Origin of the sequence: Bradyrhizobium glycinis (assembly GCF_016031655.1) — a bacterium.
GTDB lineage: Bacteria > Pseudomonadota > Alphaproteobacteria > Rhizobiales > Xanthobacteraceae > Bradyrhizobium > Bradyrhizobium glycinis.
Window position 1 is genome coordinate 72479 of the sequence record NZ_JACCHQ010000021.1, and the last position, 17279, is coordinate 89757.

Sequence of the window (17279 nt, forward strand, 5' to 3'; positions counted from 1 at the left end):
GACGCCGCCAAACATCGGCGAACCGAAAGCGTTTCGGGACGAGCTAACGAAGATTCCCGGGATAGGACCAAAAAACGGCTTCGTGGATCACTCGCAATTGGCTCGGGAGCGACGAGGTCGCCATACTCGACATCCACATCATTCGCGCCGGTCTGCTGATCGGTCTCTTCAGTCGGGGCCAGAAGGTTCCGCGTGACTATGCCGTGATGGAGGAGCGATTTCTTTCCTTCGCTCGAGCGCTTCGTGTCCGGCCGTCTTTGTTGGATGCCGTGATGTGGCGGGAAATGAGGACGCTCCGGCGGGGGCCGGTTGCCGGTTTGACACCCCGTTTGACTCGCCTGCCAATACGCTGGTCGAGGCATTCGAGGACGAAATCCGCAAGCATGGACATCGTTTCGAGGGCCCGTTGAACGTCCATGTTACGCTGCAATATCCGGAGGGCGTCACACTTTCCGAGACGTTTCCCGGACGATTTGGCGGAGTCATTCGCGGCAGCAATCGGGTGGAGATCGACCGAGTCAAGTAGACACGAGCTCGTTCACCGGCTAAGCACGATCTTACGGTGGCCGGGAGAGCCCTCCTGAAATCGGAATTCAAATGGAGCGTGACCTCGAATCGGAGCGTATCGGACTCGTCGGTGAGCAGCAGTTCCAGCTTTTCTGCGCACAGGCGGGTTTAATCTGTAACAAAAGCACCGTGGATGTGATGGGCTGGGATTTCATCGTTGAATTCAGCTCGGCATGCTCCTCAAGAGAACGCTCTACATCGTCCAATCCGCGTTCTGTTTCGAATTTTGCTCCTTGGGGCGCGAGCTCTTTCTCTGATGGCCAGCAGGCAGGCGGAGCTTTCGATTTCGGAAAACTCGCGCATTCCTCCCATAGCGCTGCCATTGGGTGACGTTCTAAGTGGTCCGTACGTGGACCAGTTGCCTGCAATCTCGAAATTCCTGGACGGCTGGCAGACGGTGCTGTCCATGGCTGGAGTCGGTTCTGGCGGCAGCTTCAACTTCGATGAAATCTGGGAGGCCGACGAGGCGCAAGTGGCGGTCGAAGTGCTTGTGAATCCAAAGCCGGTGATGCGACTCGAGAATTTCGATGGTGACGGCCGCCCCGGTCCCATTGAAGCCTTGCTGTTCAGAAGTTGCTCATTCGGGCACGCGAGTTTGACCTACTGCGCGAAGATCGGCTTCGAATACACAAACGACCCTATCTGGCGCTACCGGTCAAAGAGCTACGAGCCTCTCGACGTCCGTGCAAAGGTGGAAGATCTCGAGGAATATGGCTTCGAGCAAGGAGAAGGCAGCGGCGTAGCTTTGCTGCTACATCCGCAAAGCCTGAAGATGGACCGGCAGTCGAGCAGCGATTGAACTGGCCGTTCGTCATTAGTAGAGGAGCAGATCGAGCCGCTCCGCCTGACCGCGCCCTCCTTTGGTGCCAAGCGGGCATCATCGATCGCTAGGCTAAGTCGGTAGCGGGCGGGGATATTTCCGGACCAGTGCAATATCCACATACCCTCGTTCGTCGAGCCATTCGTGAGGACAATAGGCGAGCGAGCTGCAATCGCCGAGCAATCCGTCCCTAGCGATGGCTTCTCGTGTCCCTATCCTGCCCGTCCAAATGGGATCCGGCGCGGCGGAATCCAGCAGCAGCGCGTCGTAGACAGGGCTATCGTTTTTCATGATCGACTTCGGGTCGGTCGGAACGCGGTCGATGTTTTCAGTATGTCGGTGTGCATCAGCCCGAGACACTAGGAAAGCCCGAGGATTAGCATCGGGAGATGACCCCTCGAGAAACCTCAGGAAATCCCTAGCTTGCGCTCCATTCGCTCCTGCGGCATTCGCCTCTGAGCGGCTGATCCTCTCATCTTCAGGCGTGCGCAGGATTGGCGGGCTAGGTGCCGGAGGCGCAATGGAGCGACTTTTCGATTGCTTGCAAAGGATCTTTCCTTCGGATGCGGCCGGGGAGGCCGTAGCTCGCCTGTCGCCCTATATTGCGTGGCCCACTCAGGATGGCGGGACCCCGGATGCTTATGCCACTCCTCCGATCATGCCGGCAGACGTCTTCGCCGCCGCGGGCTATGTCTTGCTGCATCATCACGTGATACCCCAAGTCGCCGATCGAACGGGGAGGGCGGCAAGACAAATCGAAGTCGACGAGGAGTTCATTTCGACCGCCCGCGCAACCGCGAAGGCTTGGCGGGCGTTTCGGCCCTCGATCCACTACTCCGACAGCGATCCATCGGTGTTTGCCAAATGGCTTGCCACGGATGGCGCGGCTCTCGCGAGCCTTCGCGAGTGTGATCGTCGGATAGCGGTCGATTGCCTGGCGCCGCCCAGAGCCCAACAGAATGATGAAGGACTTTGCACCACCGCTGCTGATCCTGACGCCAAATTGTTTAAGCGTGCCATCCCCCAGCGTGGTCGTGCCACGCTCTGGCGGCTTGGCAGCTCGCATCAGTAGATCAGTGATCGGTTGATGCTGTGCACCGAAATGGCACTCCGAAAGCGCGTGCTGCAGGTTGCAGCAGCGGCCTGCGGAATCGCGCCGTCTCCAACGCCCCGAGACGTAGAGAAAAACTGGTAGGGGACGGGAAGACGGATCGCATCGGCTAAACGCGAGCAGCGAAACGAAATCTATTTTGAAGCGATGTAGTTGGCGCGATTACCAGGCGCTTGCTGCGGACCTCATCTCTATCTGATTTGGTAGCTGTCCGAGCGGTGAAGTCAATGGTCTAGTCATTTTCGCAAACCATTCAGTATGCGCGAGATTGTAAATATCGAGTCGGCAGTGCGGCTTTCTGATGAGATGCAGCTCGTGGCTGATTAAAGAGTAAACGGATCTACTGGAAGAAAGGTAGCTTAGATCCATCTACCAAAGATGCGACGCAGCGACAGCTGCCCAGGATCGGGAACGTCAAAGATGCAACATGTAGCGGAGTCATTTAAGTCTGTCACATCGGTTATCAACAGGGGAGGCTGCGCTCTTGGTAGGCGGCAGCCAATCACGTTCGAAGCGTCACCATGGCTCGAAAATAGAGTTTACGATGGAAGTCTTATCCGATCTGCGGGTCGTCGAAATTGGGAGCTCGGCCGGGACCAGCTATTGCGCGCGGTTGTTCGCCGATTTCGGCGCCGATGTTCAAAAGGTCGAGCCGCCGGCGGGTGATCCACTTCGCCAAAGTGCGCCGCTTACGCCTGGTGGGCAGAGCGCATGGTTCGCATTCCTGAATTTCAACAAGTCCAGCGTTATCATTGATCCCACTGTCCCAGATGCGATCAGACGGCTGACGGCATTGATTGAAGAGTGCGACATTCTGATCGATGGACGCGATGTTGATGCCGCTGACTGCCCGGCTATTGATATCGCTGCCATCCGGCAACGCTCCGGCTTGATCTATCTCCAAGCCAGCTGGTTTGGCGGCAAGGGGCCGTATGCGAGATTCGCCGCGACTGATTCTACGGTGCGCGCACTAGCCGGTCTCGTAAAGCTGATTGGACCGTCCGAAGGCCCGCCGCTGCACGCCCCGGATTTTCAGGCGGGTATCCTAGCCGGTTTATGGGGCTTCATCGCGGCGGCATCTTCGGCGGTTGCGCGAATGCAGGGTGGGGGGGGCCGGTCGTGGTCACTCAGCATTTTTGAAGCGATCCTCGCTCCGACCGAGTATCTGATGTTCGAGGCATTTGCGCGCGGCGATGTGATGCGTCGGATCGGCGTTAATCGCTTCTGGCCGAACTTCCCGGTCGGCATTTATGCCACAAAAGAAGGCTGGCTCGGCGTTTCAGCCGTAACTCCAAAACAGTGGCGCGAATTCTGCGAAATGCTCGGTCTCTTTGAGCTACGCGATCGTTCAGATCTTGCCTCTAACGCAGGTCGTCTTCAGCACATGGATCATATCGATCGACAGTTTGTCCCGAGGCTGAAGATGCGGACAGCCCAAGAGTGGTTTGCAGAAGGACTGAAACGCAACCTTCCACTCGTTCCAGTACCCCAAATGTCGGATTTGCTCCAGGATGCAGAAAAGATAGACCGCGGTGCAGTCGTGTGCGTTCGCCTTGACGAAGAGGTGGGAAAGACCGTGGGCTCGGTGCAGCGGCTGACGTTGACGCCGCCACGTCCGGGAGGACAGGTTCCGGAGGTGGGCGAACAACAGCGTCGTGGCGATGTACGACCAGCCGAGCCGAGCGTTCCGCGATCATTGCGGGGTTGCACAGATTCGTACCCGCTCCCTTTGCAGGGGGTTCGCGTGGTGGACTTCTCGATGGGCTGGGCAGGACCATTATGTACGCGCACCCTGGCTGATCTTGGTGCGGATGTAATCAAGATCGAGGCGATCCAATATCCGGATTGGTGGCGTGGCGTTGATAGACCCCCTGGCTATCTGGAAGATCAGATGTACGAAAGGGCGCCGTGCTTCTGCATTATGAACCGCAACAAGCGCGGCATGACGCTCGATCTGAAGCGTCCGCAGGGCCTTGCGCTTGCCAAGCGGTTGTTGGAACGAGCCGATATTGCTGTCGCCAATTATTCAGTGGACGTGCTGCCGAAGCTGGGGCTGGGCTATGACGTGCTCAGAACCCTCAACCCTCGGCTGGTCATGATGTCGATGTCGGCTTTTGGCATGAACAGCATCAATCGCGACTGCCGGGCGTACGGTTCGACTCTTGAGCAGGGTTCAGGGCTTCCTGGCGTGATCGGAACCGCCGGTGGACCGCCGGTCATGAGCCACATCGCTTTTGGCGATCCCGTTGGCGGGTTGAATGGCTGCGCTGCAGTTCTGGTCGCCTTGATTCACGCCCGCAAGACCGGGCAAGGCCAATTCATTGATCTGGCGCAAATCGAATGCATGATGCCGTTCGTAGCCCCATGGATGACGATTCACTCGATCGATGGTATGCCGCCGCCTAAGTATGGAAATCGGCATCCGCAGCACGTTCCACACGGCTGTTTCCGATGCGCGGGTGAGGACAACTGGATCATAGTAGCGGCTACGGACCCGGCCATGTGGCAGAGGCTTGCCACCCTTATCGGCCGACCGGACTGGGCCAAGGACCCATCTCTGAAGTCACCCGAAGCCCGCCGCGCCATCCAGGATGATATCGAGAGAGGCATCGAAATCTGGACCGCCGCCCGCGATGCGGATCAGGCCATGTTTGAGTTGCAGGCGGTAACGGTTGCGGCGGGTACAGCCCGCCTGCCGATTGATATGCTCAAGGACCCGCATCTTGGCTCGCGCTCATTTCTGCAGGAAGTGAACCGCGCCTTCGTAGGATTGCACCCGCAGCCGTCGATGCCAATTCGTGAGAACGCGACCCCGTATCCGATCCGTACGGCGGCGCCGACCCTCGGACAACATAACGTGGAAATCCTATCAGGGCTTCTCGGCCTCTCCGATACCGAGATCGAACAATTGGCCAGGGACCAAATTATTGGTACGTCGATGCTTTCCGAAGCGGAACTCACAAATCCTGGACACACCTTGTATTGAGAGGACTGCGCGATGGCACGAATCACAAACAGTGACGCTTGCTGGATCGGCCGTCCGTCCTACACGTATTCTGCAAAGCCCGTGGTATGCTGCTCTGGCACGTTGTTCCATCGGAGCAGGATTACCAGGGCGCGATATCTGAATGACCGCCGATGCTGGGCAAAGATGGCCGGCAATGGGTGGGACAAGCCAACTTGGAAGAGGTCCGCCGAGGAGCCTTGAGGCGTGCCGATGCTCATGAGCCCGTTTTGCTCGATCGCCGAAGCGCTTCTGATCAATCGCCCGCGAATGACGAAATGGGCGAGCCGGAGCAAGGACACGAGCGGCCGCTCGCCCGACAACATCGGCGGTCACAAGACGTCGATCTTATCTGCGCCAATGCAGGCTGTTGCGGAAGCGCATGCGTACAGATGAGGCGCCTTGCGGTGTGGACCTTTGTCTGCTCGAGCAACTGAGGCTGCAGGCTATTTCAGAAACTCAGGGCATTATTCATATAAACAGCCGGGGCTTGCGGTCGCAAGCTCGCCGCTTCCGGGGATGACCAGGCCGGCCCTTAAACTATGTAATCACCATGGCGACCTCCGAGCTCGTGGGTGCCTTTCATGAAGATGGTCCAATTGTCCGAAGTTGAAAGCATCCGGTAAATGACCGGTCGTGCCAGGCTCTTGCCACAGCGCCCCTACAAGCCCTGGTAGCTTCTTTGTTTCCCCATCTCAGGTAATTAACGTAGAGGAAGGCCTCCGGAGAGCGTGATGATGCTGTGTTAGGCCTGCCCATTCGTTTAACCACTCGCTTGTGGGAGCGACACATGGCTGGAGCGACAAGCGTGTCACGCAACATGGAAACGTTGGAAGCGTTGGAATCTCGCGTGCGCGCGTATTCACGTTCGTTTCCGGCCATTTTCTCCCGAGCACGCGGCTCGATCATGCTGACGGAGGATGGCCGAAAGGTCGTCGACTTCCTCTGCGGTGCTGGAACTCTCAACTACGGCCATAACAATCACCGGCTCAAAGCTGCTATTGCCGACTACCTGGCATCGGATGCCGTAATCCACGGCCTGGACATGGCCACTCCTGCGAAGCTAGAGTTCATGGAGACTTTCAACTCTCTCATACTTCGAAGGCGTGATCTGCAATACCGATTCCAATTTACAGGGCCGACCGGCGCCAATGCTATCGAGGCAGCAATAAAGCTCTCGCGCAAAGTCACAGGACGTCAGAATATAATCTCTTTCACGAATGGCTATCACGGAATGAGCTTAGGAGCGATTGCGGCGAGCGGTAATCGTTATTATCGCACGGCCAGCGGCGTCGCCTTGTCAGGCGTAACTTTCATGCCTTACGATGGTTACCTTGGGCCGGACGTCGATGCAGCGGAATATTTGCAAAAATTGCTGAGAGACGAGAGCAGTGGCCTTGATCGTCCAGCCGCCATTCTTCTCGAAACCGTTCAGGGTGAAGGCGGCATAAACGTAGCGCGCAAGGAGTGGCTGCAGTCGATCCAAACGATTGCGACGAACGCGGGCGCGCTGTTCATAGTTGACGACATCCAGATGGGCTGTGGTCGCACAGGCGACTTTTTTAGCTTCGAGTTCGCAGAGTTGTCGCCAGATATTGTCGTTTTGTCGAAGTCGCTGAGTGGCTACGGTCTGCCGCTATCCATGTTGTTGATCAAGGAGGAGTGTGACGCATGGCAGCCAGGCGAGCACACAGGCACATTTCGAGGAAACAACCTCGCGCTCGTATCCGCAACGGCAGCACTAGATCTATATTGGCGGGACGATATCTTCGCACAGGGAGTTCAGCGAACGGGAGAAGTTATGCGCCATCGACTTGAGGCCATAGCGACCCAGTATGGAAACAGATTTTCCGTTCGAGGACGCGGAATGGCCTTGGGGTTTGATTGTGAAAAGCCAGAACTTGCGGCAACTACCGCACGCAAGGCCTTTGAAAAAGGATTGATTGTTGAACGATGCGGACCTGTCGATCAGGTTATTAAATTCCTGCCTGCACTCACGATCGACTCTGAAACACTGAATGATGGTCTCGAGATATTCGAGCATTCATTGGACGAAGCGCTGAAACAGACTAGGCCGTCGTGACCTGGTCAAGAGTTGAGTCTCCAATAGGTGAAAGAAATGCTATGGCGTACGAGACGATCAAGTATGAGATTGCCGAGCGAATCCTCACGCTTACGTTGAATCGGCCGGAGAAGCTAAACGCGTGCAATTCCCTTATGGAGCGCGAAATTGTAGATGCTTTCGACCGTGCCGACAGAGACAGTGACGTCCTCGCGATAATTGTGACCGGCGAAGGCCGCGCCTTCTGCGCTGGCGCCGACCTTTCCCTTGGAGCCGATACGTTCGATCGTGACGTGCGGCGCGGGCCAGTGAAGCGGTTGCCCGATGGCAGGGTGGATTACAGCGATCCCGCAGTCAGCGACGGTGGCGGCAAAATTGCTATGCGAATCTTCAGGTCTCTCAAGCCTGTGATCGCTGCTGTGAACGGACCCGCCGTCGGCATGGGCGTAACCATGCAGCTTGCGATGGACATTCGGATCGCGTCTGACGCCGCACGCTTTGGCTTTGTGTTCTCCCAGCGTGGCTTAGTCTCAGAAGGAGCCTCTAGCTGGTTTTTGCCTCGCGTCGTCGGCATAGCGCAGGCACTCGAATGGTCGTACACTGGGCGGATATTTACGGCGAAGGAAGCGCTTGCCGGCCGCCTGGTTAGCAAGATAGTGCCTGCCGATCGACTATTGCCGACCGCTCGTGCCCTCGCCCACGAGATCACGGACAGGACCTCGCCAGTATCGATCACGATGATCCGGCAGCTGATGTGGCGCATGTTAGGCGCCGATGATCCGATGGAAGCCCATAAGATCGAAAGCCGCAGCATGTATTCGCGCGGCCGCTCCGCCGACGCCAAGGAAGGCGTCATGGCGTTCCTGGAAAAGCGGCCGGCGGTGTTCAAGGATAGGGTACCGGCCGATCTACCTGACTTCTTTCCATGGTGGACTGAGCGGGAGTACCAATAACCATTGATCTTTCGTTGTTCGGCCTATCCTGACTGCTCGACCGCCTTCTACACGTGACGCTTGAATAAAACGGTCAAAAAAGAGTGATACCCCCTTGGACTGAAGTTTGAGCAGACCTTTCGATTAACGGAACAGCGCGTCCGGCTATCCAAAACAGAGGCGCTGCGGGCCACGATTGATTGTCTTTGAATTCAGCCGGATCTCACGCGCTGCCTTCGCGAAACCAAACGCGTTCAGAAAGCTTTGTGGTTCCGAGAAGGATGGTGTTCTAGCAGTCTAACGCAGGAATGCCGCTGTTCTCACGTATGTAGAGCGATCAAAGCGCCATATTTGAGGTTGCTTCGGACACATCATCGCCATAGCCGATTGCCCGAATCGACCTGTGCACCGGCGAGTCATGCCGTAGCTCGCCTGATGTTTGATCGTACCAACTTCATTTCCTCGTTCTCCGTCGTCCTTACCGGAGTTGGTAGTGACCTGATCCATGACCAGCCTGTATCGTGAACTTGCCGTTCAGTCTGTGGCGCGGCTGATCACAACAGGATAGTTTGCAGATGAAACGCCTAGTTAACCCTTTGAACGTCTCGCGCTTCCTTCGAAGATATGACGAAGCCGCTGCTCAGAAAGGCATCAAGCTCTCGATCGGGTTCGATTTTCACAAGTATGTATCGATTACAAAAGCGCTACCGACTAAACCGCCGACATATCCAACTTTCCGCCCGGATCGCTCGCCCATTAAACCGGGTGAGGGATACTGGATGATCGGCCTCGACAAGAACGATGAAGTCGCGCTTGTGCAGGCCGCGCGGCTGTTTGACCTTTCGCACAGCAATTTTGCAGAGCATCTTGAATCCCTGAAGGCATTCTATGCTGATCCTGCGACACAGGCACACCCTGAGGATCGTTGTAGTTGCACGGCGCCAAGTGCGAAGAAGATTAATGGAAAAGTAGCGTATCACGGAGATTTTTGGTTGCGCAAAGACTTTCGAGGGCAGCGCATGCCTGAAATCATGGCTGCAGTTTTGCGTGGCGTGTCGTTCTCTATGTGGGCTCCCGACTTCCTCGTAGGACTTCCAGAGCGCTGGCTACTGACTAAGGGCGTTCTTGCGCAGTACGGACATTTGCATTGTGAGCCAGGCGGGTCGGTGCTGCATCTCGTACGGGAGAATATCGTCGCCGACGATCTATTTGTCTGGTTAACTGGTGAAGAGTTGGAAAATCTTATCAATCGTCACGAAAGAAGTGAAGTGGCATTGTGCTGGGGGGTCTCGGCACTACATTGCTAAAGACAGGAAATAAGCCACGCTAGCCGCCTCGTCTATCAACGCTCGGGCATACACGGGGAAATGTCGGCGGCTTGCGGTACGGACGGAAATGTCGCGCCTCGCAAGGAGAAGGAGCGCTGATGCTCCGGAGGCAATTCGCGACTGGCTGGCGAACGTGCGCGCTCGATCTGAGTCAACTAGTAGCGGGAACAGCGTACCAGTGAGGTATAGTGGTGGGACTCTCGCAGCTCGGGCGAAAAGTCAAAGACAGCTTCGCTCACGTGCGGAGGGTGTTCCCTGACGGTACCTTGCGAGTACGATCGAGCGAAATCCGGGTCCACTGTATATCGCGCGCGGAATGGGCAATGTTCTATTTGATATCGACGATACCCAATTGTTCGATCTCAATGGCAACTTTACGACGTTGATACGCGGCCACGCTTTCGCGCCCGTGGTGGATGTGCTGACGCGCCAACTCGGCGCGGTACCTATTTCGCAAATCAACCGAGGGCGAGTTAGAGCTGGCTTACTTTGTCCTCTGCATTCCGCAGGTTGAGCGCGTTCGCAATGCCAACACCGGGATCGAGGCCGTGCTGTTCGCGGTTAAGGCTGCGCGTGCGTTCACTGGTCGTTCGAAAATCGCCAAGCTCGAGGGCGCGTATCATGGCGCTTACGACCGGGCTGAGGTGAGTGTCGCGGCTACCCCAGACAATTGGGGCCATTTCGCAGCGCCAAGGTCTATCGCGGTATGCCTGCGAGCGTGCTGGATGAACTCGTGGTGCTTCGTTTCAATGATGCCGAGAGCGCACGCCAATTGCTGTCGTTTGATGGGCGCGGCCTTGCTACAGGGATTGTAGACCGGATGCCAAGCCGTGGTGGTCTAGCTGCGCCCAAGCCTGAATTTGTTGCCGCGGTTCAAGAGACAGCTCGCAAGAACGGCGTTCTAGTCGTTGCTGATGAGGTTCTGAATCTCGGCCAGAGTTTCCGGTGAGCGTCCGCGTTGTTTGGCGTTGTTTCGGACCTCATCACGATGGGCAAGATCATCGGCAGCGGTTTGCCAATTGCAGCAATCGGGGGACGGGAGGAGGTGATGAGAGTATTCGGCGCCTCAGCAGGCCGAGCTCTACTTCCCAAAGGCGGAAGAGTCTCAACTAATCCTCTGTCTATAGCAGCTGGTCTTCCGCAATGAAGCATATCGATTATGCGGCTTTCCCAAACGTTGACGAGCTCGGGTATGTTGTTCAGGACGGGATTGCTTGAGTTATTTCAACAAGAATGCGCCGGGCGAAACGACTTGATAGCTCATTTCTCCGGACGGCGCTCATTTGCAAGCCCGTTGAGAACTGCAGCGCCCTATTTGATCGAGTAGCTGCGAGATCGGCCCGCCATGTGTAAGGTCCGGGCTCCCGGCTCTTAAGATCCGACAAGGCTGTTTCTCGGGATGTATAGAGAGTGCGCCGAATTTCAGCAGCCTGGAGCGCACGCACGCCTGAAGAGGGAACGGAGAGCGACATGAAGCAGCAGATCGTGCCTCCTGAAGGTGGTCGCTCGAAGGGCCACTTTCGGAACACCGCGTACGTCATCAACAAGAGCAGGTCATTTTTTGATGCAGCTCACACCGCTGGTCTCATGGCTGTTCAAGGACGTTCTACGACCGGACGCGCATTTGCGTTAGGCACCGGTCCACTTGATGATCGGCGGGAGATAATTGATTTTGTGCGGTGTTCCTATCTGGGGCTGGACAATCATCCTATGATCGTGGCTGGCGCAATCGATGCGATCGAGGCGCATCGATCATTGCACTGGTCTTGCGCTCGAACCCGACTCAACTTCGATTTGCTGGCAGAGCTCGAGGCCAATCTGTCGGAAATGTTCGGCGCGCGGGTGATCGCCTTTTCAACCGTCATGCTCGCTAATCTCGGAGCCATGCCCATTCTAGCCTCTGGCATGTTGACAGGAGGCGCGAAGCCGGTTGTCGTGTTTGATCGTAACGCGCACCTCTCGCTTGCGTATCACAAGCCAGTCGTTGCGGACGAAACGCGAGTGGAAACCATTGCGCACAATGATATTGAGGCTCTTGAAGCCTTGTGCCGCAAACACCCGGTAGTTGCCTATGTTTGCGATGGTGTTTATTCGATGGGCGGAAACGCGCCCATCAAGGAGCTGCGCGAGCTCCAGGAACGTTATAAGCTCTTTTTGTATATTGACGATGCTCACGGCATATCGCTGTTCGGACGCCATGGGGAAGGATTTGCGCGCACTCAGTTCCCCGAAGCTTTGGGCGATCGCACGATCATCGCAGCCTCGCTCGCCAAGGGATTCGGAGCATCGGGCGGCATGTTGATGCTAGGAACGGCCGAGCAGGAAGCTCTGTTTCGACGTTACTCTATTCCCTATGCATTCTCGGTGGCTCCCAATTTGGCAGCAGTTGGTGCGGCGCTGGGCTCGTGTAAGATCCACCGCTCGGCAGAACTCGGCGAGCGTCAGAAGCAGTTGGGGCAACGCATCAAGGTGTTTGACGATCGTGTAGCGACGGTCGAGCAAGGGAGTTCACTTCCAATCAGGATGGTTTCTATTGGATCGGAGGGCGAGGCTATTGCAGTGGCACGAGAGCTTCTGAACGCTGGCTTTTACACCTCCGTCATCTTCTTTCCGACTGTTGCCCAAGGAAACGCAGGCGTTCGAGTGTGTGTTACGGCAGATCATGAGGTTGGCGACATAGAACGGCTGTGTGACTGCATTCTGGAGAGAGTACCAAAGGCCATTGTCGACAAAGCAGAAAGGACCGTGGCGCAATGATAGGGTCGCTCGTCGGCAGGGAGGCCACGAAGCAGGCGGCCGCGACTGAGGTGCCTGTGGCGACGCAGAAGATAAGCGATCATTTAGCTGTGCACACTGTGTTTCTCTTCCAAGGCCATCTCCCCCTCGCTGAGCGCGACGGAAGGCGCTCCTTTCGACCGTCTGAACCATGGTAACAGGAAAGCTAAGAAAAGGTGATCCGGGCGTTGTCCTCGTGACTGGAGGAGCACGCGGCATCGGAATTGAGATCGTGCGACGGTTCTTGACGGATGGCTATCGAGTGGCCTTCGTGGCGACACAGACGAAGAACGTGCAGCATGCGCTCGAAAGTCTTAGCTATTCGGAAGATCTCCTCTGTGCGGGGGTCGTTGACGTCACTCAGGAAACTGAGGTGACCCGTTTTGTTGACCAGATCCGGCGAAGGTGGGGCGAAATCACGGCTTTGGTAAACAATGCCGGAATCTCTCCAAAGCGTGTGGACCAGAACGTTCCCTGGCTTTCGCAAATGTCGACTCAAGAATGGGCAAGAGTCATTGATGTCAATCTGAGTGGCCCGTTCTTTCTAATACGTCTCTTAGCGCCCTCAATGATTTCAAAGGGCTATGGGCGCATCGTTAACGTCGGGTCTCTGGCGGGCCGTGCCGTGCCGATGATCGCAGGTCCGCATTATGCTGCATCGAAAGCGGGATTGGTCGGGTTAACCCGCGCTGCTGCACGTGATCTCGCTCCATACGGTGTTACGGTCAATTGCATCGCCCCGGGTCGGATTCTTAGTGATCTAACTGGACCGCCAGAGGCGGCGGTGAATCGTTCCGCCCTCAGCCGCATTCCTGTCGGTCGTCTTGGAAAACCCGAAGAGGTGGCGGACCTCGTTGCCTTTCTTGCGTCACCGGGGGCGGGCTTTATTACGGGTGCGACGATCGATATCACGGGTGGCGAGTTCGCTGCCTAGCTGATGAGCGTCGTTACGGCGCAATAGCGTTCTTCATGCCCTAGATTGAGTTCGGATGGGATCAGCCACGAAAAATAGTCTACAAAGATGCAAGCACCACACTTCTGCGGTCGCTGACGTCGTCGACTTGGCCGTGCCATGCTTTCCAGAAGGGAAAGCCGTACTTGGAACAGCGGTGAATACGTTAGAAAGACGACAGCTTGATCGCTGCGCGTGGTGGAGATGCATTGGCGATGACGTGCTGCTGCGTCCCACTTGTGTAACATCTTCCAATTTAGCGAAGACCGACATGGAGCTGTCCGGAGCCCTCAACGCGACATTCCTGTCCGGTAGAGCGCACAATGCTGGAGCTCCGACACAAGCCTCGCGCCATTCGGATGCAGAAATTGCCTGGTGGAACTCCGTCGCTGAAGTCCGGCATCGGAGTCGAGATGATGGTGCTATTTTATGGTTCGGCATACGAGCGCCTGCACCCCAATGACGCAAGCGGGCTGTGATCGAGCGAGTAAGCGTAGGGGCCATTCACGACTGTTCCCAGCACTCTCGAACTGCTGATGAAGAGTGTCAGCGCGTTCATATGCAGAACGTGTCGGGACATCTCGTCTGTGTAGCGCGGCCTGTGTCCCAATCTCCCACAGCGGCGGGTTCTGATGGCGCAGGGGGAGCGGACGGCGCATTTCGTGGCTCAGAATCGGCCCGCATACCCTCTAGCTGCGCTTTCTCGCCGCTTGGGATAGATCCCGTCGAAAGCGTCTCCTGTCGTGTCGAAGTGAAATTGTTCGAGACATTGCGCAGCGGCACGGTCTTTGCTGGTCCCATGGAGCTTCTGTTCAGCAGGTCGGTAGAGAATCAACGAAGGCGAGCAGGTTGATCAGAAGACATGCATCGCGAAAGTCATGTGTCAGCTCTCAGTGCTTAAGGGCACTGCGTCCGCAGGCTAATAAGTTCCAAAGCATATATGGCTGAAGAGAATGAAGCCAACCAAAGAGGCGTTGTCGCAGTTGCGAGTGGTCGAAATTGGTAGCTCAGCTGCGACAAGCTATTGTGCACGGCTGTTTGCCGACTTCGGCGCCGAGGTTTGGAAGGTCGAGCCGCCGACCGGCGATCCACTTCGTTCGAGCGCTCCGTTGACCCCAGGTGGCCAAAGCGCGTGGTTCGGCTTCCTGAACTTCAACAAGTCAAGTATCGTCATCGACGCTGCCGACCCAGGAGCGGTCGAGCGCCTGACACTGTTGATTGATGATTGCGACATTCTGGTCGATGGCCGTGATGTCGATGGCGCGAACTGCCCGCCCGTTGATGTCACCGCAATCCGACAGCGGCGACCTGCGTTGATCTACCTGGATGTGAGCTGGTTCGGCCAGGACGGGCCCTATGCTGAATTCACCGCGAGCGACTCGATCGTTCGCGCCCTTGCCGGTCTCATCAAGCTGGTTGGACCAGTCGAAGGACCTCCTTTGCACGCACCGGATTTCCAGACCGGTATCCTGGCGGGTCTATGGGGCTTTATCGCAGCTGCCTCGTCAGTGTTTGCGCGAATGCAGAGTAGAGCAGGTCGCTCGTACTCGCTCAGCATCTTCGAAGCATGTATCTCGCTCAGCGAGTATCAGCTATTTGAAGCATTTCAGCGCGGCGACGTGATGCGCCGGATCGGCATCAATCGCTTCTGGCCGAATTTTCCAGTAGGCATCTATGAAACAAAAAAAGGGTGGCTCGGCGTCACAACAATAACCCCATCCCAGTGGCGTGCGTTCTGCGACATGCTCGGCCTTCCTCAATTGCGTGACGATCCGGCTCTAGTGCTCGGTGCCGACCGTCTGAACCATATGGAGCAGATCGAGCGACTGCTCATCCCAAGGCTCAGAAAGCGGACCGCGCAGCAGTGGTTTGCCGAGGGACTAAAGCGCAAGATCCCGATCGTACCGGTGCCAGAGATGTCCGATCTTCTCCAGGATAAGGAGAAGATCGAGCGTAGTGCAATCGTCCCAATTCTGCTCGGCAAGGAAAGAGCGCTGACGGCTGGCTCGATGCAGCGGCTGACATTGACACCGCCGCGCCGGGGCGGAAAGGTTCCGTATCCCGGCGAGCGGCAGGCTCTGACGAATGGCCGGTCGAACTCCGCAACAGGCGTGTCGATGTTGGTCGACTGCAGCAGTGCAGCCGAACAACCTTTGCTGAGAACGCGCGTCATTGACTTTTCCATGGGCTGGGCTGGCCCGTTGTGTACGCGGACCCTTGCTGACCTCGGTGCGGACGTGATCAAGATCGAGGCGATCCAGTACCCGGACTGGTGGCGCGGTGTCGATCGCCGGCCTGAATACGTAAACCGTCAGATGTACGAGAAGACGCTGCGCTTCTGCATGATGAACCGAAACAAGCGCGGCATCACACTCGATCTGACCAGTCCCGAGGGCCTCACCCTTGCTAAGCGGCTGATAGCGGGCGCCGACATTGTTGTCGACAATTATTCGGTGGATGTGCTGCCAAAGCTTGGGCTTGGTTACGAAGTACTGAGAATGATCAACCCGCGCCTCGTGGTGATGTCCATGTCGGCCTTTGGCAAGAACAGCGCTTTTCGCGATTGCCGGGCATACGGCTCGACGCTGGAGCAGGGCTCGGGGTTGCCGAGCGTGGTCGGAAGTGCCAATGGGCCGCCGGTAATGAGCCACGTTGCGTTCGGGGATGCTGTAGGCGGTCTGAATGGTTGCGCTGCAGTTCTTGTTGCACTGATCCACGCTCGCGAGACTGGACAGGGGCAGTTTATCGATCTCGCGCAGATCGAATGCATGATGCCGCTTGCTGCTCCATGGATCATTATCCAATCGCTTTGCGGGACGCCGATAAGGTACGGCAATCGGCATCCTCAGTTTGTGCCGCACGGCTGCTTCCGGTGCGCCGGAGAAGACGGCTGGATTGCAATAGCTGCGACCGACGCGGGTATGTGGCAGAGGCTTGCGAGCGTGATCGGCCGAAGAGACTGGGCTGCTGACCCCTCGTTGAAAGTTGCGGACCGCCGCCGTTCAATGGAGGATACGATCGAGAGGGCAATCGAAGCCTGGACGCGCACACGTGATGCAGATCAGGCGATGTTCCAGCTGCAGGCCGCGAGCATCGCCTCCGGCGTTGTGCGCCTGCCAATCGACCTGCTAAAGGATCCGCAACTGAGATATCGTTCATTCTTTCAGGACGTTGAACGCGCTTTCATCGGTCTGCACCCCCAATCGTCAATCCCGATTCGTGAGGGGGCACGGCCTCATTCGATCCGCCGAGCGGCGCCGGTTCTGGGAGAACATAATACGGAAATTCTGACCGGCCTTTTAGGGCTCTGCGAGGCGGAAATCGCTGATCTCAAGAGGAAGGGCATCATCGGGACGAGAATGCTCTCGGAGGAGGAGCTGAGCCAAAGACGAAGCTCTCAAGAAACCTCGACGACATAGCCTCGCGTTTACGTTTGGCTCTCAGGGAGGCGTGAGGACAAAGTGTATGCTTACACAGTCGCAGATGTAACAGAATTTGCTGGGTCAAGGGAGGACTGGATTGTCTAATAACTGCGCGATTGCACTTGCATTTGAGTCATTGGCGTCGGTTCGAGTCCCAGGCGCTAGATAGAAAATATGTGGAGATCCGCATGCCTTGGCGCGAACCGACTGCTACCTTGGCCTGAGGAGCGGGCTCAAAGATCGCCGGTCGTCCTGAGTGGATTAGCTGGCCTACAGTGTAAATGACATCTTGTCGTCCATGAACTC

General features: G+C 56.8%; 14 protein-coding genes. All 14 read left to right on the forward strand.

Going from position 1 to position 17279, the window contains the following annotated elements; translation table 11 throughout:
• The first annotated feature begins 274 nt into the window (after nt 1–274).
• The 14 genes from HZZ16_RS26205 (at nt 275) to HZZ16_RS26270 (ending at nt 16970) form a co-directional block, all read left to right on the forward strand.
• Nucleotides 275–526: a hypothetical protein gene (locus HZZ16_RS26205; RefSeq protein WP_197952732.1), complete on the forward strand. Its 252-nt coding sequence runs from the start codon at nt 275–277 to the stop codon at nt 524–526.
• Between the two features lie 71 nt (nt 527–597).
• The gene (locus tag HZZ16_RS26210; RefSeq protein WP_197952733.1) at nt 598–897 is read left to right on the forward strand and encodes a hypothetical protein; all 300 of its coding nucleotides are present in this window, start codon (nt 598–600) and stop codon (nt 895–897) included.
• 19 nt (nt 898–916) lie between these two features.
• Nucleotides 917–1366: a hypothetical protein gene (locus HZZ16_RS26215; protein WP_197952734.1), complete on the forward strand. Its 450-nt coding sequence runs from the start codon at nt 917–919 to the stop codon at nt 1364–1366.
• A gap of 541 nt (nt 1367–1907) precedes the next feature.
• Nucleotides 1908–2459 carry a hypothetical protein gene (locus tag HZZ16_RS26220; protein ID WP_197952735.1) on the forward strand — a complete coding sequence of 184 codons (552 nt, stop codon included), beginning with the start codon at nt 1908–1910 and terminating at the stop codon, nt 2457–2459.
• A 523-nt stretch (nt 2460–2982) separates the two neighbouring features.
• On the forward strand, nt 2983–5484 hold the full coding sequence (locus HZZ16_RS26225) for a CaiB/BaiF CoA transferase family protein (RefSeq protein ID WP_246510444.1): 2502 nt from the start codon (nt 2983–2985) through the stop codon (nt 5482–5484).
• A 225-nt stretch (nt 5485–5709) separates the two neighbouring features.
• On the forward strand, nt 5710–5898 hold the full coding sequence (locus HZZ16_RS26230) for a hypothetical protein (RefSeq protein ID WP_197952736.1): 189 nt from the start codon (nt 5710–5712) through the stop codon (nt 5896–5898).
• A gap of 424 nt (nt 5899–6322) precedes the next feature.
• Complete coding sequence (gene ectB / locus HZZ16_RS26235; RefSeq protein ID WP_197952789.1) at nt 6323–7585, forward strand: diaminobutyrate--2-oxoglutarate transaminase; 1263 nt, start codon at nt 6323–6325, stop codon at nt 7583–7585.
• A 41-nt stretch (nt 7586–7626) separates the two neighbouring features.
• Nucleotides 7627–8517 (forward strand): crotonase/enoyl-CoA hydratase family protein, encoded by an 891-nt coding sequence (locus tag HZZ16_RS26240; RefSeq protein ID WP_197952737.1) that lies wholly within the window; start codon nt 7627–7629, stop codon nt 8515–8517.
• A gap of 554 nt (nt 8518–9071) precedes the next feature.
• Nucleotides 9072–9803 carry a hypothetical protein gene (locus HZZ16_RS26245; protein ID WP_197952738.1) on the forward strand — a complete coding sequence of 244 codons (732 nt, stop codon included), beginning with the start codon at nt 9072–9074 and terminating at the stop codon, nt 9801–9803.
• A gap of 727 nt (nt 9804–10530) precedes the next feature.
• Nucleotides 10531–10773 (forward strand): hypothetical protein, encoded by a 243-nt coding sequence (locus tag HZZ16_RS26250; protein WP_197952739.1) that lies wholly within the window; start codon nt 10531–10533, stop codon nt 10771–10773.
• A 39-nt stretch (nt 10774–10812) separates the two neighbouring features.
• Nucleotides 10813–10971 carry a hypothetical protein gene (locus tag HZZ16_RS38420; RefSeq protein WP_197952740.1) on the forward strand — a complete coding sequence of 53 codons (159 nt, stop codon included), beginning with the start codon at nt 10813–10815 and terminating at the stop codon, nt 10969–10971.
• A 323-nt stretch (nt 10972–11294) separates the two neighbouring features.
• The gene (locus HZZ16_RS26260; RefSeq protein WP_197952741.1) at nt 11295–12581 is read left to right on the forward strand and encodes an 8-amino-7-oxononanoate synthase family protein; all 1287 of its coding nucleotides are present in this window, start codon (nt 11295–11297) and stop codon (nt 12579–12581) included.
• Between the two features lie 169 nt (nt 12582–12750).
• A complete protein-coding gene (locus tag HZZ16_RS26265) occupies nt 12751–13533 on the forward strand; it encodes an SDR family oxidoreductase (protein ID WP_197952742.1) in 783 nt (260 codons plus the stop codon).
• A 971-nt stretch (nt 13534–14504) separates the two neighbouring features.
• Complete coding sequence (locus tag HZZ16_RS26270; protein ID WP_197952743.1) at nt 14505–16970, forward strand: CaiB/BaiF CoA transferase family protein; 2466 nt, start codon at nt 14505–14507, stop codon at nt 16968–16970.
• Nucleotides 16971–17279: the final 309 nt, after the last annotated feature.